The 21,696-nt window shown below is 73.2% G+C and carries 24 protein-coding genes; 10 read left to right on the top strand and 14 right to left on the bottom strand.

What is annotated here, in order from left to right:
• Positions 1–22: 22 nt before the first annotated feature.
• Positions 23–850: a GbsR/MarR family transcriptional regulator gene (locus ACIQMJ_RS22645; RefSeq protein WP_499762982.1), complete on the bottom strand. Its 828-nt coding sequence runs from the start codon at positions 848–850 to the stop codon at positions 23–25.
• A gap of 223 nt (positions 851–1,073) precedes the next feature.
• Here ACIQMJ_RS22645 and ACIQMJ_RS22640 point away from each other — a divergent pair, with 223 nt between their 5' ends.
• The 3 genes from ACIQMJ_RS22640 to ACIQMJ_RS22630 all read left to right on the top strand — a co-directional run bounded on the left by ACIQMJ_RS22640 (position 1,074) and on the right by ACIQMJ_RS22630 (position 4,154).
• Positions 1,074–1,970, top strand: coding sequence for an ATP-binding cassette domain-containing protein (locus ACIQMJ_RS22640; RefSeq protein WP_499762981.1), 897 nt, complete (start codon positions 1,074–1,076; stop codon positions 1,968–1,970).
• Positions 1,967–2,815 carry an ABC transporter permease gene (locus tag ACIQMJ_RS22635; protein ID WP_499762980.1) on the top strand — a complete coding sequence of 283 codons (849 nt, stop codon included), beginning with the start codon at positions 1,967–1,969 and terminating at the stop codon, positions 2,813–2,815. The genes ACIQMJ_RS22640 and ACIQMJ_RS22635 overlap by 4 nt, the downstream gene beginning before the upstream one ends.
• A gap of 91 nt (positions 2,816–2,906) precedes the next feature.
• The gene (locus ACIQMJ_RS22630; RefSeq protein WP_499762979.1) at positions 2,907–4,154 is read left to right on the top strand and encodes a toll/interleukin-1 receptor domain-containing protein; all 1,248 of its coding nucleotides are present in this window, start codon (positions 2,907–2,909) and stop codon (positions 4,152–4,154) included.
• Between the two features lie 10 nt (positions 4,155–4,164).
• On the opposite strand, the gene ACIQMJ_RS22625 is transcribed toward ACIQMJ_RS22630, so the two are convergent.
• The 7 genes from ACIQMJ_RS22625 to ACIQMJ_RS22595 all read right to left on the bottom strand — a co-directional run bounded on the left by ACIQMJ_RS22625 (position 4,165) and on the right by ACIQMJ_RS22595 (position 9,553).
• Complete coding sequence (locus tag ACIQMJ_RS22625) at positions 4,165–5,388, bottom strand: protein kinase family protein (RefSeq protein WP_499762978.1); 1,224 nt, start codon at positions 5,386–5,388, stop codon at positions 4,165–4,167.
• Positions 5,385–6,182, bottom strand: coding sequence for a hypothetical protein (locus tag ACIQMJ_RS22620; RefSeq protein ID WP_499762977.1), 798 nt, complete (start codon positions 6,180–6,182; stop codon positions 5,385–5,387). The genes ACIQMJ_RS22625 and ACIQMJ_RS22620 overlap by 4 nt, the downstream gene beginning before the upstream one ends.
• 4 nt (positions 6,183–6,186) lie before the next feature.
• Positions 6,187–7,026, bottom strand: a complete 840-nt coding sequence (locus tag ACIQMJ_RS22615) for a hypothetical protein (RefSeq protein WP_499762976.1) — start codon at positions 7,024–7,026, stop codon at positions 6,187–6,189.
• A 51-nt stretch (positions 7,027–7,077) separates the two neighbouring features.
• Entirely contained in the window at positions 7,078–7,593 is a 516-nt protein-coding gene (locus tag ACIQMJ_RS22610) for a hypothetical protein (RefSeq protein ID WP_499762975.1), read from the bottom strand.
• Positions 7,590–8,027 (bottom strand): hypothetical protein, encoded by a 438-nt coding sequence (locus ACIQMJ_RS22605; RefSeq protein WP_499762974.1) that lies wholly within the window; start codon positions 8,025–8,027, stop codon positions 7,590–7,592. Before ACIQMJ_RS22605 ends, ACIQMJ_RS22610 begins: the two co-directional genes overlap by 4 nt.
• A gap of 90 nt (positions 8,028–8,117) precedes the next feature.
• A complete protein-coding gene (locus ACIQMJ_RS22600) occupies positions 8,118–8,909 on the bottom strand; it encodes a CPBP family intramembrane glutamic endopeptidase (protein WP_499762973.1) in 792 nt (263 codons plus the stop codon).
• Positions 8,910–8,986: 77 nt separating this feature from the next.
• Positions 8,987–9,553: a GNAT family N-acetyltransferase gene (locus ACIQMJ_RS22595; protein ID WP_499762972.1), complete on the bottom strand. Its 567-nt coding sequence runs from the start codon at positions 9,551–9,553 to the stop codon at positions 8,987–8,989.
• Positions 9,554–9,660: 107 nt separating this feature from the next.
• Here ACIQMJ_RS22595 and ACIQMJ_RS22590 point away from each other — a divergent pair, with 107 nt between their 5' ends.
• A complete protein-coding gene (locus tag ACIQMJ_RS22590) occupies positions 9,661–10,665 on the top strand; it encodes a serine/threonine protein phosphatase (protein WP_499762971.1) in 1,005 nt (334 codons plus the stop codon).
• On the opposite strand, the gene ACIQMJ_RS22585 is transcribed toward ACIQMJ_RS22590, so the two are convergent.
• Both ACIQMJ_RS22585 and ACIQMJ_RS22580 read right to left on the bottom strand, forming a co-directional pair.
• Positions 10,657–11,505, bottom strand: coding sequence for a maleylpyruvate isomerase N-terminal domain-containing protein (locus ACIQMJ_RS22585; protein WP_499762970.1), 849 nt, complete (start codon positions 11,503–11,505; stop codon positions 10,657–10,659). The two genes, ACIQMJ_RS22590 and ACIQMJ_RS22585, sit on opposite strands and share 9 nt — an antisense overlap.
• A 125-nt stretch (positions 11,506–11,630) precedes the next feature.
• A complete protein-coding gene (locus ACIQMJ_RS22580; RefSeq protein ID WP_499762969.1) occupies positions 11,631–12,329 on the bottom strand; it encodes a GAF and ANTAR domain-containing protein in 699 nt (232 codons plus the stop codon).
• A gap of 255 nt (positions 12,330–12,584) precedes the next feature.
• Between ACIQMJ_RS22580 and ACIQMJ_RS22575 the strand changes: the two genes are divergently transcribed.
• Together ACIQMJ_RS22575 and ACIQMJ_RS22570 are read left to right on the top strand one after the other, a co-directional pair.
• Positions 12,585–13,589, top strand: coding sequence for a sigma-70 family RNA polymerase sigma factor (locus ACIQMJ_RS22575; RefSeq protein WP_499762968.1), 1,005 nt, complete (start codon positions 12,585–12,587; stop codon positions 13,587–13,589).
• A gap of 78 nt (positions 13,590–13,667) precedes the next feature.
• Complete coding sequence (locus tag ACIQMJ_RS22570) at positions 13,668–14,033, top strand: STAS domain-containing protein (protein ID WP_499762967.1); 366 nt, start codon at positions 13,668–13,670, stop codon at positions 14,031–14,033.
• On the opposite strand, the gene ACIQMJ_RS22565 is transcribed toward ACIQMJ_RS22570, so the two are convergent.
• The 4 genes from ACIQMJ_RS22565 to ACIQMJ_RS22550 form a co-directional block, all read right to left on the bottom strand.
• Complete coding sequence (locus ACIQMJ_RS22565; protein WP_499762966.1) at positions 13,954–15,339, bottom strand: DJ-1/PfpI family protein; 1,386 nt, start codon at positions 15,337–15,339, stop codon at positions 13,954–13,956. The genes ACIQMJ_RS22570 and ACIQMJ_RS22565 overlap by 80 nt on opposite strands.
• Before the next feature lie 6 nt (positions 15,340–15,345).
• A complete protein-coding gene (locus ACIQMJ_RS22560) occupies positions 15,346–15,747 on the bottom strand; it encodes a hypothetical protein (RefSeq protein WP_499762965.1) in 402 nt (133 codons plus the stop codon).
• A 101-nt stretch (positions 15,748–15,848) separates the two neighbouring features.
• On the bottom strand, positions 15,849–16,505 hold the full coding sequence (locus tag ACIQMJ_RS22555) for a response regulator (protein ID WP_499762964.1): 657 nt from the start codon (positions 16,503–16,505) through the stop codon (positions 15,849–15,851).
• The gene (locus ACIQMJ_RS22550) at positions 16,502–17,599 is read right to left on the bottom strand and encodes a sensor histidine kinase (protein ID WP_499762963.1); all 1,098 of its coding nucleotides are present in this window, start codon (positions 17,597–17,599) and stop codon (positions 16,502–16,504) included. The genes ACIQMJ_RS22555 and ACIQMJ_RS22550 overlap by 4 nt, the downstream gene beginning before the upstream one ends.
• A gap of 200 nt (positions 17,600–17,799) precedes the next feature.
• On the opposite strand from ACIQMJ_RS22550, the gene ACIQMJ_RS22545 reads away from it, so the two are divergent.
• The 4 genes from ACIQMJ_RS22545 to ACIQMJ_RS22530 all read left to right on the top strand — a co-directional run bounded on the left by ACIQMJ_RS22545 (position 17,800) and on the right by ACIQMJ_RS22530 (position 21,647).
• Positions 17,800–18,228: a DUF6292 family protein gene (locus ACIQMJ_RS22545; protein ID WP_499762962.1), complete on the top strand. Its 429-nt coding sequence runs from the start codon at positions 17,800–17,802 to the stop codon at positions 18,226–18,228.
• A gap of 17 nt (positions 18,229–18,245) precedes the next feature.
• Positions 18,246–18,572, top strand: a complete 327-nt coding sequence (locus tag ACIQMJ_RS22540; protein WP_499762961.1) for a hypothetical protein — start codon at positions 18,246–18,248, stop codon at positions 18,570–18,572.
• Positions 18,573–18,659: 87 nt separating this feature from the next.
• Positions 18,660–19,205: a GNAT family N-acetyltransferase gene (locus ACIQMJ_RS22535; RefSeq protein WP_499762960.1), complete on the top strand. Its 546-nt coding sequence runs from the start codon at positions 18,660–18,662 to the stop codon at positions 19,203–19,205.
• Between the two features lie 111 nt (positions 19,206–19,316).
• Entirely contained in the window at positions 19,317–21,647 is a 2,331-nt protein-coding gene (locus tag ACIQMJ_RS22530; RefSeq protein WP_499762959.1) for an Orn/Lys/Arg family decarboxylase, read from the top strand.
• The last annotated feature ends 49 nt before the right edge of the window (positions 21,648–21,696 follow it).

The following is a 21,696-nucleotide window of genomic DNA, read 5'->3' as shown; positions in this document are numbered from 1 at the left end:
GTAAACGACCAAGATCGCGGCTTCACCGCGTGATGACCTGCGCGGCGTCGTGCACCGCGTGGGCGACGCGGTCCGGCGGCCAGCCCAGTTCGGTGGCGAGCCGGGCGGCGGCGTCCGGGGTGACGGCGCGGACGAGCGCGGCCAGCACGGTCACCACGTCGCCGGCGACCGAGCTCGGCCCGCCGGACATGTCGTCGCTGAGCTGCGCGAAGAACCGGCGCATGTGGTCCAGCCGGGCGCCGGCGGGCGTGGCCGGGTCGAGCACGTCGACGCCGCGCCGGGCCGTGTCGGCGAGCAGCGCGTTGGCCCGCGCGCTGGTCAGCCACGTCCGCAGCCACATGCCGTCGTCGATGGAGTACGTCTCCCGCCGCCGGGCGCCGCGCTCGCGGTGCAGCAGTTCCAGCCCTTCGAGGTAGCCGACGGCCTTGGACACCGACGCGGGGCTGACCCGCAGCCGGGCGGACAGCTCGGCCGCGGTCAGCGCCCCGGCGTCCGTGGTGACCAGGCTCGCGAGCACACGGGCGGCCATCCGCGGCAGACCCATCCGGGACATCGCCGCGGCGAACTCCTCCGCGAACGCGAGCACCGCCCGCGGGTCGCGGCCCTCCGCGCCGACGACGACCGGCGGCTCGGGCGGCGGGGCGGACTTGCGTCGGCGAGCCCGTCGGCGGGTGGCCAGGTGGGCGCGGTCGGCCCGGTAGTCGCGGGGCCCGCCGTTGCGGCCGACCTCGCGGGTGACGGTGGACGTCGGCCGGCCCAGCCGTCGCGCGATCTCGGCGTACCCCAGGCCGAGCGTCAGGCCCGACGCGATGTCGCGGCGGTCCTCGTCGGTCAGCCTGCCTCCCGGCACGTCCGGCCCTTTCGTCGGCGGTGCGCCCAGTGTGCGTTCACGGGCAGAGCATTGCAACGGCCGCGCCCGGATCATTGCATTTCGCGTCAACACCAGTGCAACGATATGAACTCTTTTACCAGGTAAAACGGCTGAAACGTGGGTCCATTCCGTTGTCGCCGTTCGAAACGCAACGTAGCTTCACGCCTCTGTGAAGATCGACTCAACGGAACGAGGGGGAGGAATGACGAGCGAGCAAGTCGTGCTCGACGTCGAAGGTCTGCGCATGCGGTACGGCACGACCGACGTCCTGCACGACGTCACGTTCCACGCCCGCCACGGCGAGGTGCTGGCCCTGCTCGGCCCGAACGGGGCGGGCAAGACCACCACCATCGAGGTCCTGGAGGGCTTCCGGATGCGGTCGGCGGGCCGCGTGTCGGTGCTCGGCGCCGACCCGGCCCACGCCGGCGAGGGGTGGCGGGCCCGCGTCGGCGTCGTCCTCCAGTCGTGGCGCGACCACGGCAAGTGGCGCGTCCGCGAGCTGCTGGACCACCTGGGCACCTACTACGCGTGCTACGCCACCGACCGGATCGCGCGACCGTGGGACGCCGACGAGCTGGTCGCGGCCGTCGGCCTGACCGCGCAGGCGGACGCGAAGGTCCGGACGCTGTCCGGCGGTCAGCGGCGCAGGCTGGACGTCGCCGTGGGCATCGTCGGCCGCCCCGAGCTGCTGTTCCTGGACGAGCCGACCACCGGCTTCGACCCGGTGGCCCGGCGCGAGTTCCACGACCTGGTGCGCCGGCTCGCCGCGCAGGACGCCACCACGATCCTGCTCACCACCCACGACCTGGACGAGGCCGAGAAGCTCGCCGACCGGATCGTGGTGCTCGACGGCGGCCGGATCGTCGCCGACGGCACGGCAGAGGAGCTGGCGGAGCGGATCGCGGGCGAGGACGAGGTCCGCTGGACCCACGTCGGGCGGCGGCACGTGCGGCACGTGCGGGAATCCACGGCGTTCGTGCACGACCTGTTCCGCCGCCACGGCGACGGCATCGCCGAGCTGGAGGTCCGCCGGGCCTCGCTGGAGGACACCTACCTGGCGCTCGTGCGCCGGGTCGAGGCGGGAGGAGCGGACCGGTGAACCCCACCACGACGGCGTTGCGCGCGGGGTGGCGACGCGGCCTGATCGAGCTGCGGCAGTCGCTGACCAACGGCGCGGACCTGTGGAACCACGCGTTCTGGCCCGTGCTGATGCTGGTCGTCACGTACTTCCTGCGTGACGTGTCGTTCGGGCGGACCGGGTTCTCCGTCGGCGCGCTCGCCCTGCCGGGCATCCTCGGCATGAACGCCGCGATGGCCATGGTCACCATGAGCCAACTGCTCACCGCCGACCGCGAGGACGGCACGCTCCTGCGCGCCAAGGCCACGCCCAACGGGATGCTCGGCTACCTGATCGGCAAGATCGTCTCGGTGGCCGGCGGCCTGCTCGTGGACCTGGCGATCTTCCTGGTGCCGGGGATGTTCCTGGTGTCCGGCCTGGTGACCGGCAGCGCGGACGCCTGGCTGACGCTCGCATGGGTGCTGGCGCTGGGCATGGTCGCCGCCCTGCCCATCGGCGCGGTGCTGGGCTCGGCGTTCCCCAGCGCGCGCGGGCAGGGCCTGCTGGTGCTCCCGATCCTCGGCATGATCGCGATCTCGGGCATCTTCTACCCGGTCACGGCCTTGCCGGTGTGGGTGCAGTGGGTCGCCCAGGTCTTCCCGGTCTACTGGCTCGGCCTGGGCATGCGCTCGGCCCTGCTGCCCGACGCCGCCGTCACCGTCGAGGTCGGGGAGTCCTGGCGGCACCTGGAGACGGTCGGCGTGCTCACCGCGTGGGCGGTCCTCGGGCTGGTCCTGGCACCGGTCCTGCTGCGGCGGATGGCGCGGCGGGAGTCCGGGTCGAGCGTGGCGGAACGCCGGGAGAAGTCACTCCAACGGGTCCGATAGGCGGACAGGCGGCAACGGGGCGCAACGAAAGGGCGTCCGGGCACGACCAAACAGACGAGAGCGACGTGCCCGGATCGGAGGGGCGTGACCGATGACCGTCTTCGTCAGCTACACCCGTGCCGACGAGAGCCTGGTGCGCGCCCTCCGGCAGGACCTCGACCGGATGGGGCACCAGGTCTGGCTCGACCACGAGATCCACGGCGGCGAGCTGTGGTGGCGCGAGATCATCCGCACGATCCAGGCGGCGCGGGTGTTCGTGTTCGCGCTGTCGGAGGCGTCCTGGAAGTCGGTTCCCTGCCACGCGGAGTTCGACTACGCGCAGCAGCTCGGCGTGCCGGTGCTCCCGGTGCAGGTCGGGCCGCTGGACCACCTCCGCATCCCGATCATGGAACGCCAGCTGGTGGACTACCGGGAGCGCAGCGCCGACGCGGTCGTGGCGCTGGCGGGCGCGCTGGCCGAGCTGACGGCCCGGCCGCGCGTGCTGCCGAACCCGCTGCCACCGCCGCCCAAGGTGCCGTTCGAGTACCTGTACCGGATCGCCGAGCTCCTCGGGCCGCAGCCGATCCCGCCGGAACGGCAGGAGATCATCATCGGCCAGCTGCGGCGGCACCTGCGCACCGAGCGCGACGAGGTGGCCCGAGCCGACATCGTGAAGCTGCTGCGCGAGTTCCGCGAGCGGGGCGAGATCACGAACATGAACTCGCGGGAGATCGACGAGATCCTGGCGAACGTCGAGCTGGGGGAGGGCGAGGAGCTGCCGGAGGGCGTCACCTGGCTGTCGGGGGCGGACTACTGGGAGAAGAACCCGGTGGTGATCGGTCCGCCGGAGCCGGAGGCGGAACCGGCCCGGCCGCCGAGCGCCCCGCCGTCCCAGGACCCAGGGGCCACGGGACCGGCGACCACCGCACCGGAGACCGCCGGACCCGCGACGACGCCCACGTGGCTGCGTGACGTGCTGAGGGCCGAGGCGCAGCCGACCACCGAGGAACCGAAGCCCGCCACCCCGCCGTCGACCCCGCAGTGGTGGCAGGGCGGCAGACCGCCGCGCACACCGTCCTCGACGGATCACCCGGCGCCGCCGCAACCGCGCCCACCGGAACGGCTCTGGTCCGCGCCCGCGGAGTCCGCACCCGAGTCCGCACCGGAGGAGGGCGAGCCGGAACCGCCCGCGTCGCGGTGGGACGCCCGCCGGTTGACCCGCCTGGGCGTGGTGTGCGGCGTTCTGGGGCTCGTGTTGCTGGTGGCGGCGCTGAACGTGCCCGCGGTCGGGGTCGTGGCCGTGCCCCTGCTGATCGCGGGAGTGGTGTTCGGTGTGCGGGCCAGGCGGCGCGAGTCGTGAGCGCGGTGTCCTAACCCGGCTTCCGCAGCCGGGCCCTCCAGACGACGAACACGACCAAGGCCGCCACCACGACGCCCAGCGCCGCGCCCCCCTGGGACTCCGACACGAGCGCTACGGCCAGCAGCGCGACCAGGGTGGCGATCACGAGCACCCCCGCCGTCGCCGGCCGCTTGCGCGCCGGCTGCTCGACGGGCGCGTTCGGCGTCGGGGGTTCCACCGCGCCCCACCAGTTCCCGCCCGGCGCCACGGCCGGGCGGCGGGGAGCAGGCGGTGGCGGCGCGGGAACGCGCACCGGCTGCGGCGCGACCACCCCGGGCGTCCGCTCCCACCACGGCACGACCCTGGGCGCGAGCAGGTCGTCCAGGCCCGAACCCGCGACCCACCCCGGCGTGCAGCACTGCTTGAGCCGCCACGCCACCTCGGCCACGTGCGGGTCGCCGATCGCCGCCAGGCGCGCCCACGCGGGCGTGTCGAACGGCGGCCGGAAGTCCTCCCGCCGCAGCAGCAGGTTCTCGCCGGTGTAGCAGGCGCGCCACCCGGTCGGGTCCTTCGCCAGCGCCAGCAGCGACAGGTAGATGACCACCCCGGAGAACGTGTCCATCCACCGACCCCACGGGCGGTGTTCGGGCTGGTAGTTGCGGTGCCCGGTCTCGCTCGGCGCGAGCGCGCCGGAGAACCGGGCGATCCACGAGCAGTCGAAGTCGACCAGCCGCAGCTCCCCGCGACCGCCGACCAGGACGTTGCCGTGCTGGAGGTCGCCGTGCGCGAACTCGGCCCGCTGGATGCGCGTCACCAGGTTCCGCCACGAGCCCGCCAACGCCGACAGCGACGTGGTGTCGCGGCGCTCCACCAGCTCGTCCACGTGCCGGTTCAGCGTGTGCCCCTCCACCCACTGCATCCGCACCACCGGCCACACGCGCCCGTTTACGCGGACACCTTCGTCCACCCACCGGGGCAGGGCGACCACGCTCTCCAACCCGTGCGACGTGAAGTGCTCGTGCAACGCGCCGTAGCGCTCGCCGCTCGACACGTCGTCCCGGGTGAAGAACCGCAACGCCTGCGGCTCGCCGTCCGCGACCGCCTTGAACACCACGGCGCTCGTGCCCGCCGCCGGCATCGGTATCCCGTACAGCGGGTGCACCACGAGCTCCAGTCCGCGCAGCTCGTCGGCGACGAAGCAGTCCGGGTGCTGCACCGCCTTCATGTACTCGTCGGGCGTCGGGTACCGGATCACAGGCACACCACCAGGTGCGTGGCGGGCGTCCGGGCGAACCGCACCCGCATCAACGTGACGTCGTCGTTGACCATCTCCCGCGCCGCGCGCCGACCCCGGACCAGTTCCCGGAACGCCTCGGGGTGGTCCAGGCGCGCCAGCGCCGTCCACAACGCCCGCCCGTCGCGCAGGTCGGCCGCGGCGACCCACTGGGCGAACGCGTCCGTGGCCAGGTACAGCAGATCACCGTCGGCGAGGTCGCCCTCCGCGAACACCGCCCGGCCGAGCATGTCGGTCAACGCGGCCGAACCGGTCGGCAGACCGTCCGGGTTGGACCCGAACCCGTCCGGCGCGATCGGCGGGAACTGCGCCACGACCCGGTCCCCGCGGACGTGGAACAGCACCGCGTCGCCGAGCGCGACGGCCGCCCAGCGCGGTCGCCGACCCGTCAGGTCGCGCAGCTCGCAGCCCAGGAACGTGGCGAACGAGCCGATCGTGGCCTGCTTGAGCCGTTGCAGGTCCGTCGCGCCGGCCAGCCGGGGGTCGTCGTGCCACCTCGCCTGCATGTCCGACGCCCACCGGTGCAACGCCTCCACCGTCAGGTCCGGCGCCGCGCCCTGGTCGCCGACGAAGCCCGCGACGAGCTGCTGGGCCCACCGGGCGGAGCCGAAGCCCTGCGTCGCGCCGTCGGCCACGGCGAACCGCGGCCCGTGCCCGGCGCCGTCGGCGGGGGCCGAGGCCGCGCCGTCCTCCCACTCGGCCTCGGCGTTGCCGTGCTTGGGCGCGTAGAAGACGACCTGGCGGGTGTGGCTCACGGCGCTACCTCGCGCGATCCGGGACCCTGGTGCCGATCTGCAGCACCCGCAGCAGGGTCGAGCGGCCGACGTTGAACGCGAGGCCGCGCGCGCCCGGCCGGACGTCGTAGCCGTCGACCCGGGCGTTGTCGACCATCGGCGGCGGCAGCGGGCTGCTCAGCTCGAACAGGTCCGGGCCGGGGGAGGGCAGCCCGTCCGGGTCGGACGGGAACACGATCTCGTTGACCTCGAACGGGGAGAGGAAGACGTTGAAGAACAACGTCGCGCCGTCGTTGGTCTCGATCGACGTCAGCCGTCGCACCCAGTCCTGGAGGGTCGCGCCGTCGTACGGGCTGTCGGTCACCATTCCGTCGGTGATGTTGACGACGATGGGCGGGAACGAGTCCGGGTGCGCGGCGGCCCAGTCGAACACGTGCGCGCCGGCGACCGCGATGGCCTGGCACATCGGCGTGCGGTGGCCGTGCACCGGGTCGACCCAGACCGGCATGCGCGCGCTCACCGGCATCACGTCGATGGACGGCTCCTCCCGCACCGCCACGGGGTGCTCGGCCAGCTCCGGCAACGGCACCAGACCGCGACCGGCCAGCGCGCCGCCGAACGCCGACTCGACGCCCTCGCCCGGCTCGGTCAGGCGCGCGCCGTAGCTGAAGATGCCCACGTCGAAGTAGTGCCGCACCGGGGAGTTGACCTCGGTGGTCGCTTTGATGCACATGTCCAGCAGGATGTTGTTGACCGCCAGCGCCGCGCCCTCCGCGAGCGACGCGCCGGTGCGGCCCCAGGCGAGCTTCATCGAGTCCGAGCGGTCCAGCAGGATGACCACGCACCCCGGCTCGGACCGTGACACGGACTGCCGGTACTTCTCCACATCGCACCCCCCTCTTCGTCGGTCGTCAGGTCATCCGGTCAGGTTGCGGCGGACCACCGTCGTCGGCCACGGCGCGCCCGCGCGCCACTCCCACCGGTGCCCGCACCTCGGGTTGCGGCAGTGGAAGGCGTAGGTGTCGGCGTCCTGCTCGAGGTCCAGGCGGAAGTCGCCGCAGCGCGGGCACTGCGCGACGACCGCGTTGTCCACGTCGTAGCCGTCGCGCGACGGTCCGCGTTCGGCCGAGGCGGTCGTGGGGCGCGCGGGCGTTTCGGTCCACCACGTCCGGTTCGCCGCCGGTTCCGGTTCCGGTTCCGGTTCCGCATGGGCTCGCACCGGCTCCCGTTGCGGGGCGGGCACCCGGTGCGGCGTCGGACGCCGGTCGACGGTCAGCAGCCCGAGCGCGACGCCGACCCCGAAGACCGCGCCGACGAGCACCACGGCCACGGCGCGCCAGAACCCCAGGTCGAGCAACCGGAGGCCGACCAGCGCGCCCAGCGCGGCGCACACCGCGGTCAGGGCGGGCACGACCGGTGTCCTCGCGGTCATCGGGGGACCTCCGACCGGGTCACGGGCAGCTCGACCGGACCGTCGGCGGCGACCCCCGGCCAGCACGTGTAGTCGCCGAGCCGCTGCGCGGGCGCCGGGGCGGACCAGCCCTTCGGCAGCCGCACGCAGATCGTGAGCGCCCCGTCCGCGGGGACGTCGTCGATCCCGCCCCCGGCGTTCACCACGAGGTCCGATTCGGTCCCGGCGAACACCTCGACCCGGGCGTTGTCCAGCGAGGCCCGGTCCTGCCCGTTCGTCACGAACCGGATGTCGACCGACCGGCCGGCCGGGGCGGCGGGCTCGCGCACGACCGCGCCGAGCAGCAGGACCGCCAGGAACGAGACGACCAGCGCGTAGACCGGGGCCAGCCAACGGCTGCGCAGGCCGTCCGACATCGCGGTCCGGTTGCCGGTGGTGCCTCCCGACGTGTGCACCTGAACCTCCGCGCGGAGTGGTGGCGTGTACTCCGGGTATCGCGAAGGATCATGCGGTCGTGTCGTTGTGTCCCCCGGACGGGCGAACGGTCAGGGCAGGTTGCCGGTCGAGGCCAGGAACAGGGCGACGGCCGGGAGGAAGTTGTTGACCTGGTGCGCGACCACGCTCGCGAGCAGGTTGCCGGTGAGCAGCCGGGCCAGTCCGATGGGGATCGACAGCACCAGCAGCAGCGGTGTGCGCAGCAGCTCCAGGTGCGCGACGGAGAACACCAGGCTGGTCGCCGCGAACACGATCCAGCGGTTCCAACCCAGGTGCTCGAACGCTCGCCACAGCACGCCGCGGAACAGCACCTCCTCGGCCAGCGGCGCGATCAGCCACACGGCGAGGAACGCGACCACAGCCGCCACGGGCGTCAGCTCGCGCCCGGCGAACGCGTCACCCACCGCCGAGGAGGCTTGGTCCTCGCCCACCCACGCGGCCCACACCGCCGCCGCGGGCAGCGTCAACGCCAACCCGCCCAGCCCCAGGGCCAAGCCGATGGCGACGTCCTTGACGTTCCACCGGACCGCGAGCTCCCGCCACACCCGACCGGCCCTCGGCCCGGCACCGACCCGGCCGGTCCCGATCGCGGCGACCAGCGCGCCCACCGACGTCGGCACGACGAGCAGCGCGAGCAGCCGACCGTCCTCCAGCAGCGCGGTGTCCGCCGAGCCGTACGACAGCAGCACCACCACGGACACGAGCAGCATCGTGAGCTGCCCGACGAGGAACACGGCCACCAACGAGAACCCGACCCGCCGCTGCCGGATGGGCGCGGGCCCGACCGGCGGCACGGCCGGGCGGTCGTCGTGCGGCAGCGGCCCGATCTGCTCTTCGCTCACAACCGTGGATAACCCGGCCCGCCGACGAGGTCAACCCGACACAGCCGTCGTGCGACGGATCGAGACCAACGCGCGGCTCAGGCCGAACCCCGCCCGCCCGTCGACCGGCGGTGACGCCAGCGCTGCTCGCCGTCGTCGCGGAACTCGCCGGTGGCCCGCATCCCGATCCGCCGCGCGACCGCCTCGCTGGACAGATGCTCGGGCGCGATGTGCGCGTGCACGTCCACCGCGCCGTGCTCGACCAGCCACCCCACCACCGCCCCGGCGGCCTCGGTGGCGTAGCCGTGCCCCTGGAACGGGACGCCGACCACCCACGCCACCTCGGCGGCCAACCCCTGAGCCCCGGCCGTGACCGTCGCCTGCAAGGTCCCCACGGCGGTGTCGTCCGACGTCCGGCGCACGACCCAGTTGAGCCGGCCCTCCCGGCCGTCGTCGGAGGACGGCCGCTCCCACCGCCGGTACCGCGACGCGAGTTCGGCGGCGGTGGGCGGTGTGCCGCCGATGATCGCGTAGAGCGCGGGATCGCCCAGCACCACCGCCATCTCGTCGGCGTCCTCGACCCGCACGGGCTCGACGCGCAACCGCGCCGTGCGCACCACGGCGTCCTGCGGCCACCGGGCCGGCACCACCATCGGTCGACCCACGTGTCGCCCCCCCAACGTCACGTGCACAGTAATCACTCCGCACCGGCCGGCCACCACGGGATTCCGGCGTGCGGCAATCCTCACGTCGAGGAGGGCATGATCGGGAGGTGACCACTTCGCGGCGTGCCCGGCACGAGCGGCTGTCGGCTCTTCTCGCGTCCCTCGACGATGACGCCCTCACCGCCCTGGTCGGCACGTGCGAGCACGTCGGCGTGGGTGGCGGCTCGACGGTGGTGGACGTCGGGGGCACGCCGGTGTTCGCCAAGCGCATCCCGTTGACCGATCGGGAGCTCGCCCGGCCGCACGCCACGGCGAACCTGTTCGACCTGCCGGTGCGCTGCCAGTACGGCATCGGCGGCCCGTCGTTCAACGCCTGGCGCGAGCTGGCCGCGAACCTGGTCGTCACCGACGCGGTGCTCGCGGGCGGCACGGCGGCGTTCCCGTTGCTGCACCACTGGCGGGTGCTGCCCGGCCGCCCGCCCGTCGCCGCCGAGCACGCCGACGTGGACGCCACCGTCGCCCTGATGGGCGGCAGCCCGGCCGTCCGGGTCCGGCTCGAAGCGCTGGCCGCCGCGTCGCACAGCCTCGTGCTGTTCTGCGAGTACGTCCCGCACCCGGTGGAGGTCCTGCTGGCCGAGGACCCCGCGGCCAAGGCCGAAGAGGTGGAGCGGCAGGTGACCGGGATCGCCGCGTTCCTGCGCGAGCACGACCTGCTGCACATGGACGGGCACTTCGGCAACATGCGCACCGACGGCGAGCGGCTGTACCTGACCGATTTCGGGCTCGTCACGTCACCGGCGTTCGACCTGTCCGACGCCGAACGCGACTTCGTCCGCCGCAACGCCGCCCACGACGCCGACTACGCCGCCATGCGGCTGGTGAACTGGCTGGTGACCGACGTGTGCGGCGTGACCGTGCCGCCCGGTGACGTCCCCACCGCCCGCAACGCGTTCGTCCGCCGATGCGCCGCGGGTGACGTCCCGGACGACGTGCCGGCCGCCGTGGCGGCGATCCTGGCCCGTCACGCGCCCACCGCCGCGCGGATGAACGACCTCTACTGGCGGTTGTTCGACGGTGACGTGGACGCGGAGTACCCGCGCGCGTCAGGGTGAGCGCATGCCCCTCAGGTAGGCCACGGCCGCCCACGGGCGGCGGCCGAACGCGACGACCTTGCCCGTGGCGACGGCCCGCGCGAGACGGGTGCGGCGGAAGATCGTGAGCATCAGCGTGGCCGGGTCGAACCGGACCTGCGCGTCGCTGCGCCGCCCGTCGGCCGCCTCGACCTGTAATCGCCCGTTGTCGCTGGTCAGGACGACCGGCGTGGTGTGCTTCGAGCGGAATTCGAGGGTCACGCGCCCGCCCGCGCCGCCGCCCGCGAGCAGCCGGCCCGACCGGCCGCCGAGCATCGGCATGAGGAACAGGTCGAACGTGAGCGCGGCCTCGCGGGTGGAGATCGGCCACGGCACGTCCAGCGCACGGGCGATGTCCAGGCCGTGGATCAGGATCTCGTTGAGCTGGTGGGCCACGTGCGCGGCGGCGGGCAGGTGAGCGCTGCCCAGCCACGGCCGCAGCTCGCGCGGGTCGACGTCCCTGGCCCTGGCCAGCAGCAGGTCGACCTCTTCGAGCAGGGTGTTCGACACCACGTCCAGCGCGCGCTCGGGGAAGTGCTCCAGGGTCCGCGCGTTGAGCCGCGCGAACCCGCCCAGGCTCGACTCCTGCCAGCCCCGGTCCAGGTCGGGCTCGTCCAGCGGGGCCAGGTCGCCGCCGATCAGGCCGGCGTTGAGCCGCGCCACGACGGCGACGTGCGCGGCGGTGTCGGCCACCGACCAGTCGCCGATCGCGCGGCGGTCCGGCGTGCGGCAGTCCAGGAGCATCCGATTGAACCGCTGCGCGGCCTCGGTGAGGGCGTCCCGCGCGTCCTGCCACCGCCGATCGGTGATCTGCAGCTCCACGAGTCGCCTCCCGCGCCGTCCGATGTCACCTCACCGAACGTAGTGAGCGGGCCGGCGGCGAACTACCGCGTGAATGCTCTAAAACGGCGACCGGGCGCGGTCGGCCACGTGGCGCAACCCCGGGTTCACCGGGTCGGCAGTTCACCCGTGCTGGTGAGCTGCTCGGCCAAGGCGCGCAACTTCATGTTGGCCTGCTGGCTGGCCCGCACGAGCACGGCGAACGCCTGGTCGGCGGTGAGCTTGTGGCGTTCCATCAGGATGCCCTTGGCCTGCCCGATCAGGTCACGCGTCTGCACGGCCTCGGCCATGTGGTCGCGCTCCTGGGCAGTCGCCAGCGCCACGGCCGCGTGCCCGGCGAACAGCAGCCCCACGTGCTCGGACTCGTCGTCGAACGCGTGCGTGTCCGGTGAGTACAGGTTGAGCGCCCCGAGGTCGTCGCCCGCCACGAACAGCCGGAACGACAGCATGCTGGCCACGTCCAGCTTGATCGCCCGCTTGGCGAACACCGGCCAGCGCGTCTCCTCGGCCAGGTCGGGCGCGCTGACGATCTTCTGCTGGTAGAGCGCGGTCAGGCACGGTCCCTGGCCGGTGTCGTACTGGACCTGGTCCACGTCGTGCGGCACGTCGCCGGTCGCCGCGACGGTCTGCACGTCGCGCTTGCCGACGATCGTCATGATCCCGGCGTGCCACGCGCCGGGGATGGTGCCCACCGCGGCGCGCACGATTTCGTCCAGCGTGTCCTGCGCGTTGCCCTGCCGGTGCAGGGCGCGCGCGACCTCGTTGAGGCGCGCCGCCAGGTCGTCGCTGGTCGTGTCCTCGGCCACTGGCCCACCTCCGCCGAACGTCGTCGGTCAACGCAACCACAGCATGGTCCGGTGTGCCCCGTCACGTCCACGCGCACACCACCGGGTCGCGTGGAATACGAGCCGGAGATGTTCCGTTGAACCGGGTGTCGGCCCTGCCCGAGGTGCGCGGGGCGAAGTCGTCCGAAGCCGCTGCGTCGGCGGACGACCTCACCAATTCCCCAGGTCATCCCGCACGATCACCCGTGCGCGGGTGCGATCCGGCAAGGAGACGACATGTCGTTGACGGTGCAGATGCCCCGCCAGACCCGCCCGACCCGCGAGGCCCGGCCCGCCGCGACCACCCGGGAAGGTGCCCGCGAGGCCGACCTCGTCGGCCGGTACCTGCACGAGCTCACGTCGACGCCCCTGCTCACCGCGGACGACGAGGTCGTCCTGGCCAAGCGCATCGAGGCGGGCGTGTACGCGGCCGAGCTGGTGCGCCGTGCCGAAGCGGGCGAAGGGCCGCCGGTGGACGCGCAGCGTCAGCGTGCGCTGCGGACCGTGGTGGACGAGGGCGCGCGGGCGAAGGACCACATGATCCGGGCGAACCTGCGCCTGGTGGTGTCGGTGGCCAAGAAGCACGCGTTCCGCGGCCTGCCGCTGCTCGACGTCGTGCAGGAGGGCAACCTCGGCCTGATCCGCGCGGTCGAGAAGTGGGACTACGTGAAGGGCTTCAAGTTCTCCACGTACGCGGTCTGGTGGATCCGCCAGGCCATCGAGCGCGGCCTGGCCGAGCAGACCCGCAGCATCCGGCTGCCGATGCACGTCCACGAGGAGGTCGGCAAGCTGCGCAAGGCCGAGCAGCGGCTGCGGCTGGAGACCGACCGGGAGCCGACCGCCGAGGAGATCGCGGAGGTCGTGAAGATGCCGGTGACCAGGGTGGTCGACCTGCTGGCCGCCAGCCGCGCCGCGCTGAGCCTGGAGACCCCGATCGGCGACGACGGCGGCGCGTCCGTGGCCGACCTGATCGAGGACACCGAGGCCGTGGACGCCCAGGAGGTGGTCGAGCAGCGTGAGGTCGCCGAGCAGCTGAGGGCCCTGGTCGGCACGCTGCCCGAACGCCAGGCGCGGATCGTCACCCAGCGCTACGGCCTGTCCGACGGGCGTGCGCGCAGCCTCCAGGAGCTGTCCGAGGAACTCGGCCTCACCCGCGAGCGCGTCCGCCAGCTGGAGAAGGAGTCCCTCCGCCTGCTGCGCGACCCCGAGCGCAACCGGGTCCTGCTCGCCCTGGCCGGGTGAGCCCGTCCGGGCCAGGTTTTGCGGCCGAGGCCCCCGGGTAGCAGTCTCGGTGGTCTCCGACCGCGAGGAGTGGCCGCCATGACCGAGCCCGCCCACCGCCTGACCACCACCGAGCTGGACCGCGGCATCCTCCTGGTGGCGGTGTCCGGCGCCCTCGACGCCGCCACCCACCGGCCGGTCGTGTCCGAGCTCGACGTCGTGTTCGAGGCGCGCCCGCCGGGGGTGGTGCTGGACCTGGGCGCGGTGGACTTCATGGGCTCGGTCGGCATCGCGATGCTGGTCAACTCCCACCACCGGGCCAACCGGCTGCGCATCCCGTTCGCCGTGGTCGCCAACAGCCGCGCGGTGCTGCGGCCGTTGCAGATCAGCCAGGTCGACTCGGCCCTGCCGCTGCACGCGTCCGTGGACGAGGCGGTGGCGGCGCTGCGGCTGGTGTCGACCTGACCGCACGGCGTGCGCGCACCAGCCGGAGCAGGCCGAACGCCGCCAGGACGCCGAGCAGGGCGAGCGCGAGCGGCCGCAGCGTCCGGGTCCACGGCCAGGCCGGGCCGCTGAGCGCGAGGTGGTCGACCGGGTACTCCAGCACCCTGGCCGTCCACGTCGCCGTGGCCACGTCCGTGGTGCGCGCGAGGTCGAGCAGCACGCCGTCGAACGGGAAACCGCCCTCCCGGTGCGGGTGGACCGGGTCGGCGAGCCCGGCCGCCGCACCCCGTCGCGCGGCGTCCGCGCCCGGCACGACCAGGCGGTCCAGGTCGGCGGACGGCTCGGCCCTCGGCGCGAACGTCAGCCCGTGCCGCGACCGCACCGGCTCCGCCCCCGGCGCGACGGCCACCGTGCGGACGGCCAGCGACTGGCCGTAGGTGTCGAAGACCGAGGCCAGCTCGATCTCACCGACGCCGTCGGTGAGCAGCACCCCCGTCGTGTCGCGGTCCCAGCCGAACGCCGTGTTGAACCCGACGACGGCGTCCGCCGGTCGCACGTGCGCCTGCTCGATCGAGGCCGCGGCGCCCGGGTTGTAGTGCGGCCACCCGGTCCGCTCCGCCGCGCGGGCCGCGGCTGCCGGACCGACCAGCCGTTCGACCACGCGCAGCGTGCCGTCGACACCGGACAGGATGCCCGCCGTGCTGATCACGTCCCCGTCGTCCACGTACCGGGTGCCGGGCACCCAGTCGACCGCCGGGTAGTCCTCCTCGAACGTGTCGAAGCGCAGCCAGTGCGCGGTCGCGCGGCGTCCGTCGAGCAGCCCCGCCGAGGCGAGCACGCCGGCCCCGTTGCACACGCTCAGCAGCAGCGACCCGCCCGCCGTCTGTCGGGTCAGCCAGTCCGTGACCGGCTTGGACGTGCGCTGCCCGACGTCGGGCATGGCGGGCACGACCACCACGTCCGGGGCCGCGCCACCGAGCAGGGCGTCCAACCCGGCGAACGTCAGGTCGGGCACCAGGTCCAAGCCGCCGGTCAGCGGCGCGGGCCGGCTCGACGGCGCGACCGCGTAGACGTTGAACGCGCCGGTCGTGGCCAGGACCTCGTAAGGGGCGAGCGTGTCGGACACGACGGCCCCGTGGTCGCCGACCACGACGACCGCGGTCGGTTTGCCGGGGTCGTGCGCGACCGGTGCCGGTGTCGGGGTCGCGCCGTCCGTCCGCGGCGCGTTCAAGTCGTCGAACGCGGCGCGGACGGTCGGCGCGCCGAACGCGGTCGGCAGGACCAGGGCGGCGAGCAGGAACACCAGGGTTCGGGTGAGGACGCGCATGGCCGGTCAGCACCCGTACTCGTGGCGGCGACGCCACATCGCGACCAGCATCGCCGGGACCATCAGCACGTGCCCGGCGGTCATCAGCGCCATCCCGGACAACGCGCCCGCCCAGTGGAACGGCAGCAGCACGACGAACGGCGCGTACATCGCCACCGACATCTCGGCGATGCCGGCCCGACCGTGCCGCCGGACCCGCATCCACAGCCCCATGCCCAGTGCCATGTTCGTGGCCATCACCAGCACGTGCGCGGTGACGTTGTCGGCCAGCCCCGGCCACGCGAACGACCAGACCGGCTCCAGGGCCACCATGCCCACCACCATGGACACGGCCATCTCCACCGCGTGCCGGGCGAAGCGCCCCCACTGCCGGCGGCCCGTGCGGGCGATCGTCTGCTCCGAACTCATGTCGGCTCCTCCGTTGCGATCCGTTGTGCGCAACGAAGATCCTGGGCCGCCCGGGGGAGCGCGGTCAGGTGCCGAAGGTCATGCGTGAGGTCACATGACCTTCAGCAGAGGCCGAGTTCCCGCGCCCGCAACGCGGCCTGCGTCCGGTCGCGGACCCGGAGCTTGGCCAGCACGCCGGTGACGAGGTTCTTCACCGTGCCCTCGGCCAGGTACAGCGCGCCGGCGATCTCGCGGTTGCTGCGGCCCTCGGCGAGCAGCCGCACCACGTCGAGCTCCCGTTCCGACAGGGGCACGGGCGGTCGGCGCGGCGGCGCGTCGTCGTGGGGCAGCTGCGCCACCCGCGCCACGAGCTTCGCCGCCACCGACGGCTGCAACACCGACTCGCCGCGCCGTGCCGCGACCAGCGCCTCGACCAGCCGGGCCGACGAGACGTCCTTCAGCAGGTAGCCGAGCGCGCCTGCGCGGACCGCGGCGAACACGTCGGCGTCGTCGTCGAACGTGGTGAGCGCCAGTACCCGCACCCCGGGCTGCTCGACCCGCAACCGGTTGGTGGCCGCGATGCCGTCCAGCACCGGCATCCGCAGGTCCATCAGCACGACGTCCGGCTCCAGCTCGGCGCACAGCCGCACGGCCTGCTCACCGTCGCCGGCCTCGCCGACCACCTCGATTTCGGGCTGGACCTCCAGCAACGTCGCCAGCGCCTCGCGGAACAACGCCTGGTCGTCCACGATCAGCACGCGCACGGGGGAGTCGGTCACGCCGGCACCTCCACGGTCAGCGTCACGCCGTGCCCGGCCGTCGAGTCGACCGACACCCGCCCGCCCAGCCCGGCCACCCGCTCCTCCAAGCCCACCAGTCCGAACCCGCCGCCCGGCTCCTCGGCCATGCCCCGGCCGTCGTCACGGACCTGCAAGCGGACCGTGTCACCGCGACCGTAGTCGAGCAGGAGGGTCGCGGCGGTCGCCTGGGCGTGCTTGCGCACGTTGGTCAACGCCTCCTGAGCCGCCCGGAACAACGACTCCTCGACCTCCGCGCGGGCGTCGCGGGCCGCGCCGCGCACCTCGAACCCGGTCGGCACCCCCGCCTCGGTGACCTCGGACGCCAACGCCCGCAACGCGTCCACCAGCGGCTCGGAGCGCGGCTCGCGCAGCGCGGCGACCGAGCGGCGGACCTCGGCCAGCGCCTGCTTGGCCTGGTCCTGCGCCTTGGCCAGCATCGCGTCGAGCCGGTCGCGCTCGGCCGTGTCGATGACCGCGCGGGCGGCCTGCACCAGCATCTGCACGACGGTCAGGTGGTGGCCGAGCCCGTCGTGGATGTCGCGGGCGACCCGGTTGCGCTCCTGCGTGGTCGCTAGCTGCTCGGCCTGGGCGGCGTACCCGCGCAGCCGTTCGTGGGCCACCGCGAGTTCCGCGCGGGCGCGTTGCTCGCGCACCAGCAGCTCGGTGATGACGACCGTGAACGCGGTGACGGCCAACGTGCCCAGCCCTTCGCGCAGCCCGTCGGGCCACGCCATCTCCACGTGGTTCAGGGGGATGACCGCGGCCACCGCGGCGGCGGCCGGCAGCGGCAGCAGCAGGACGCTCTGCGCCACCAGCACGACCAGCAGCAGCACCGCGCCGATCGCCGCGCCGGACAGCGAGAACAGCAGGAACCCCAGCGGCAGCTGGACCACGACGTAGGCCGCGGCGAAGGCACGGCCCCGTCGTTGCGCGAACGGGAAGCCGAAGATCGCGAGCAGGCCGTAGGCCAGCCCGACGAGCAGCGTCGGCACGAGCGACTGCTCGAAGCTCTTCGACCCGAGCGGCAACGTCACGTACGCCACCGCGGTCAGGATGCTCAACGCCCTCTGCACGCACCCACTGTGCGTGACCGCGAACACCATGGTCAACCGAGTCGGACACGTCCGCCGCGGTCGTCGAGGGGTACGTCACCTGAATCGGAACAGTAGTGGTCGGAGGGTTCGTCGCTCACCCGGTCGGGGTATCTGCGGAAGGCGTCAAACAGTCGGCGCATCGACACCCCGCGAGGCGGGGGAAAAGGTGGCGATGCGCGGTGGAACTGGATTTCGACGACGCTCTGACCTGGGGCCTGCGCGGCTACGTGCGCCGGGTCACCGAGGAACTGGGGCTCACCGGCGAGTGCTCGTACGTGCAGGCCGAATGGCCCGCCGGCGCGTACCTGGCCCTGGACGGCAGGTTGCCCGGGTTCCCCGACCGCGACGTGGCGCTGCTGTGGGACGAGGAGCGCGGCTGGGCGGCCGCCGTGGAGACGCACAGCGGTGAGGACGTCCTGGTGCAGGCGCGCTTCGGTCCGGACGTGGTGCCGCCGCCGCGAGCGGTCGCGCGGTGGGTCCGCGGCCTCCTGGACGGTGAGCGGACGCGCGAGCGGGGGACCGTGACGAAGAGCGGTGACCTGGTGCACCGCCTGGCGCCTTACACCGCCGCCGCCCTCGTGCCGATGCCGCGCGGCGCCGACGCCTGACCGTCCACAGGGGATGAATGCGCAACGTTCCAGCGGGGTACGTGGCGGCCATGGGAACCCAGCCGAACGTCGCCGCGTCGAGCCAGTGGGTGGACGAGGACGGGGTCCGACAACCGTCCGGTGACGTGCACGCCTGGCACCCCGGCACGAACCAGACCCTGTGCGGCCAGGCCCTCAGCCGCAGCCGGCTCGGCCGGTTCCGGCACGTGCCGTGGGCGGACGCGGTGTGGCTCGCCCAGACCGCCGAGCAGAACCTGTGGCTGTGCCCCCGCTGCGTCGCCGCCACCACCCCGCGCGCCGAGCGCGACGGGCGCAAGTGGACCCGCCACCGCCCGCGTCCCTAGCGGGTCGTCCGCCGACGGGCGTCGGTCGTGGCGCTGCTGGACGGCGACCGAGGCGGTGGGATGATCTCCCCGACGGGGGGAGGACCTGTGGACGACGTGGTGCCCGTGCAACGCCCGGCGGTCCGGTCGGACGTGACGCGGATCGGCGAGCTCATGCGCCGGTCGGTGCTGGAGCTGTTCCCGCACTTCCACGACGAGCGCGAGACCGCGAGCGCGGCCCGCTACCTCACCGAGCCGGACGTGGCGCTCATCGACGACGGCACGTACTTCGTCCACGAGGTGGACGGCGCGATCGTGGCGTGCGGCGGGTGGAGCAAGCGGGACAAGCTCTACACCGGATCCGGCAGCCGACCCACCGACGGCCGACTGCTCGACCCGGCCACCGAGCCCGCCCGGGTGCGCGCGATGTTCGTCCGCGACGACTGGACGCGCCGGGGCCTCGGCCGCGCCACCCTCGCCGCGTGCGCCCGTGACGCCAGGACCGCCGGCTTCCGCTCCCTGGTGCTGATGGCCACGCTGCCCGGCGTGCCGCTGTACCGGTCGTTCGGGTTCCGCGAGGTGAACCACACTCGGGTTCCGCTACCCGATGGGGTGACATTGGCCGGGGTGGAGATGGCCTACTCGCTCGACTGAGCGAAGCGCTTCTTCCACGGTCAGGTGACCCGACGGCACTACTCGGTGATAGAACCGCCGGCCGTCCCGGCCGCTCCTACTCTCGGCATGTCCCCCGCGTGCAGAGAGTTGATGATCCTCATGACCGGGTCCACCATCCTCATCGCCACCGAACGGGCGGCCGAGGACAACACCGTGCCGGCCGCGAAGGTCGAGCAGGTCTGCGCCCACCTGCGGGAGTGCGGCCACGACGTGATGGTCGTGCACTCCACCACCGACGCCGCCTCGGCGATCACCGCCCAGGCCGACCTCGCCGCCGCCGTCGTGAGCTGGGAACTCGCCGGCGGCGCGCTCCGGTCCTCCGACAGCGGCACCCTCGTCGAGGGCGGCGTGCTGCGGATGCTGCTGGACCGGTTCTCGTCGCGGCTGCCGGTGTTCCTGCTGACCACCGGCGACTACAGCGACGAGACGCCGCTGTGGGTCTCCGAGGTCATCAACGGCTGGATCTGGCTGCTGGAAGACACCCCGGACTTCATCGCGGGCCGGGTCGACTTCGCCGCCAACCAGTACCTCGACCACATCCTGCCGCCGTTCTTCCGCGAGCTGCGCCGCTTCGACGACACGCACCCGTACTCGTGGCACACGCCGGCCCACGCGGGCGGCATCGCGTTCCTCAAGTCACCGGTCGGCCGGTCGTTCTTCGACTACTTCGGCGAACGGCTGTTCCGCACGGACATCTCGGTGTCGGTCGGCGAGCTGGGCTCGCTGTTCGAGCACACCGGCCCGGTCGGCGAGGCCGAGCGCAACGCCGCCCGGATCTTCGGCGCCGACGAGACCTACTTCGTGCTGCACGGCACGTCCACGTCGAACCGGATGATCATCCACAGCGCGGTGGCCAACGACGAGATCACCCTGCTGGACCGCAACTGCCACAAGGCGATCAACCACGGCGTCACGCTCGCCGGCGCGCGGCCGGTCTACCTGGTGCCCACCCGCAACGGCTACGGCATCACCGGCCCCATCCCGCCCGAGCGGCTGACCGCCGAGGCGGTGCGCGCCCAGGTCGAGCGCACGCCGATCGCGGCGGGCGCCGTGAGCCCGGACGCGGCCTACGCGGTCATCACGAACTCCACCTACGACGGCCTGTGCTACGACACCGTGCGGGTGACCGAGCTGCTGGGCGCCTCGACCCGGCTCCTGCACTTCGACGAGGCGTGGTTCGCCTACGGCCGGTTCAACCCGCTCTACGCGCGCCGCTACGGCATGGCGGTCGACGGCGACGGGCTGCCGGACGCCGAGCGGCCCACCGTGTTCGCCACCCACTCCTCGCACAAGCTGCTGGCCGCGCTGTCCCAGTCCGCCATGCTGCACGTGCGGTCGGGCGGCAAGGCGCCGTTCGACCGGTCCCGGTTCAACGAGACGTACATGATGCACGGCACCACGTCGCCGCTGTACCCCATGATCGCCTCCTGCGACGTCGCCGCGGGCATGATGGACGGCCCGGCGGGCAACTGGCTGACCACCGAGGCGATCACCGAGGCGGTCCGGTTCCGGCAGGCCATGATCCGCCTCGGCCGGCGGCTCGCCGACGCGGGTGACCGTCCGCCGTGGTTCTTCGGCGTGTGGCAGCCGGCGGAGGTCGCCGACCCGGCCACCGGCGCGCGGGTGGCGTTCCACGAGGCGCCACTGGACCTGCTGCGCACCGAACCGGGCTGCTGGACGTTGGAACCCGACGCCGCGTGGCACGGCTTCGGCGACCTGGAACCCGGCTTCTGCCTGCTCGACCCGGTCAAGGTGACGATCACCTGCCCCGGCGTGGACGCGCTGGGCGACGTGACGGCGTTCGGCGTCCCGGCCCGCGTGGTCACCGCGTACCTGGAGACCCGTCGGATCGTGGTGGAGAAGACCGACGTCTACACGTTCCTCGTGCTGTTCTCCATGGGCATCACGAAGGGCAAGTGGGGCACGCTGCTCGACGCGCTCACCGACTTCAAGCAGTTCCACGACGAGAACGCGCCGCTGAGCGAGGTGCTGCCGGACCTGGTGAAGGCGCACCCGGAGCGGTACCGCGGGTTGACGCTGCCGCAGCTGTGCGAGCAGATGCACCACAGCCTCGCCGACAGCAAGGTGGTGCAGCTGCTCAACGAGGCGTTCACCAGCCCGACGCCGCCCACGGCCGTGATGACACCGGCCGAGGCGTACCAGCGGTTCATCCGCGGCCGCACCGAGCTCGTCGGCCTGGACGACCTGGCCGACCGGGTGGTGGCCACCCAGGTCACCACCACGCCGCCCGGCATCCCGGTGCTGGTGCCCGGCGAGCGCGTCGGCTCGCCCGACGGCCCGCTGCTGAGCTACCTGCGCGTGCTGGAGGCGTTCGACCAGCGGTTCCCGGGGTTCGCCGCGGAGACGCACGGCGTGCACCACGAAGGCGGCAAGTACTGGATCTCCTGCATCACCGGGTGACGGGAGCCGGCACGCGGTTCGGGGTTCCCGGGCGGTCCCACGGGGTGCC

It is taken from the genome of Actinosynnema sp. NPDC091369 (assembly GCF_044757065.1).
GTDB lineage: Bacteria > Actinomycetota > Actinomycetes > Mycobacteriales > Pseudonocardiaceae > Actinosynnema.
The sequence above is the reverse complement of the archived record's forward strand: the minus strand, read 5'-3'. Positions and strand labels throughout refer to the sequence as shown.

What these genes read in the sequence shown, in the direction of transcription:
- ACIQMJ_RS22640 (WP_499762981.1), top strand. Translation starts at nt 1,074, where the DNA reads ATGACGAGCGAGCAAGTCGTGCTCGACGTCGAAGGTCTGCGCATGCGG.
- ACIQMJ_RS22630 (WP_499762979.1), top strand. Translation starts at nt 2,907, where the DNA reads ATGACCGTCTTCGTCAGCTACACCCGTGCCGACGAGAGCCTGGTGCGC.
- ACIQMJ_RS22610 (WP_499762975.1), bottom strand. Translation starts at nt 7,593, where the DNA reads ATGACCGCGAGGACACCGGTCGTGCCCGCCCTGACCGCGGTGTGCGCC.
- ACIQMJ_RS22575 (WP_499762968.1), top strand. Translation starts at nt 12,585, where the DNA reads ATGTCGTTGACGGTGCAGATGCCCCGCCAGACCCGCCCGACCCGCGAG.
- ACIQMJ_RS22570 (WP_499762967.1), top strand. Translation starts at nt 13,668, where the DNA reads ATGACCGAGCCCGCCCACCGCCTGACCACCACCGAGCTGGACCGCGGC.
- ACIQMJ_RS22565 (WP_499762966.1), bottom strand. Translation starts at nt 15,339, where the DNA reads ATGCGCGTCCTCACCCGAACCCTGGTGTTCCTGCTCGCCGCCCTGGTC.
- ACIQMJ_RS22560 (WP_499762965.1), bottom strand. Translation starts at nt 15,747, where the DNA reads ATGAGTTCGGAGCAGACGATCGCCCGCACGGGCCGCCGGCAGTGGGGG.
- ACIQMJ_RS22540 (WP_499762961.1), top strand. Translation starts at nt 18,246, where the DNA reads ATGCGCAACGTTCCAGCGGGGTACGTGGCGGCCATGGGAACCCAGCCG.
- ACIQMJ_RS22530 (WP_499762959.1), top strand. Translation starts at nt 19,317, where the DNA reads ATGATCCTCATGACCGGGTCCACCATCCTCATCGCCACCGAACGGGCG.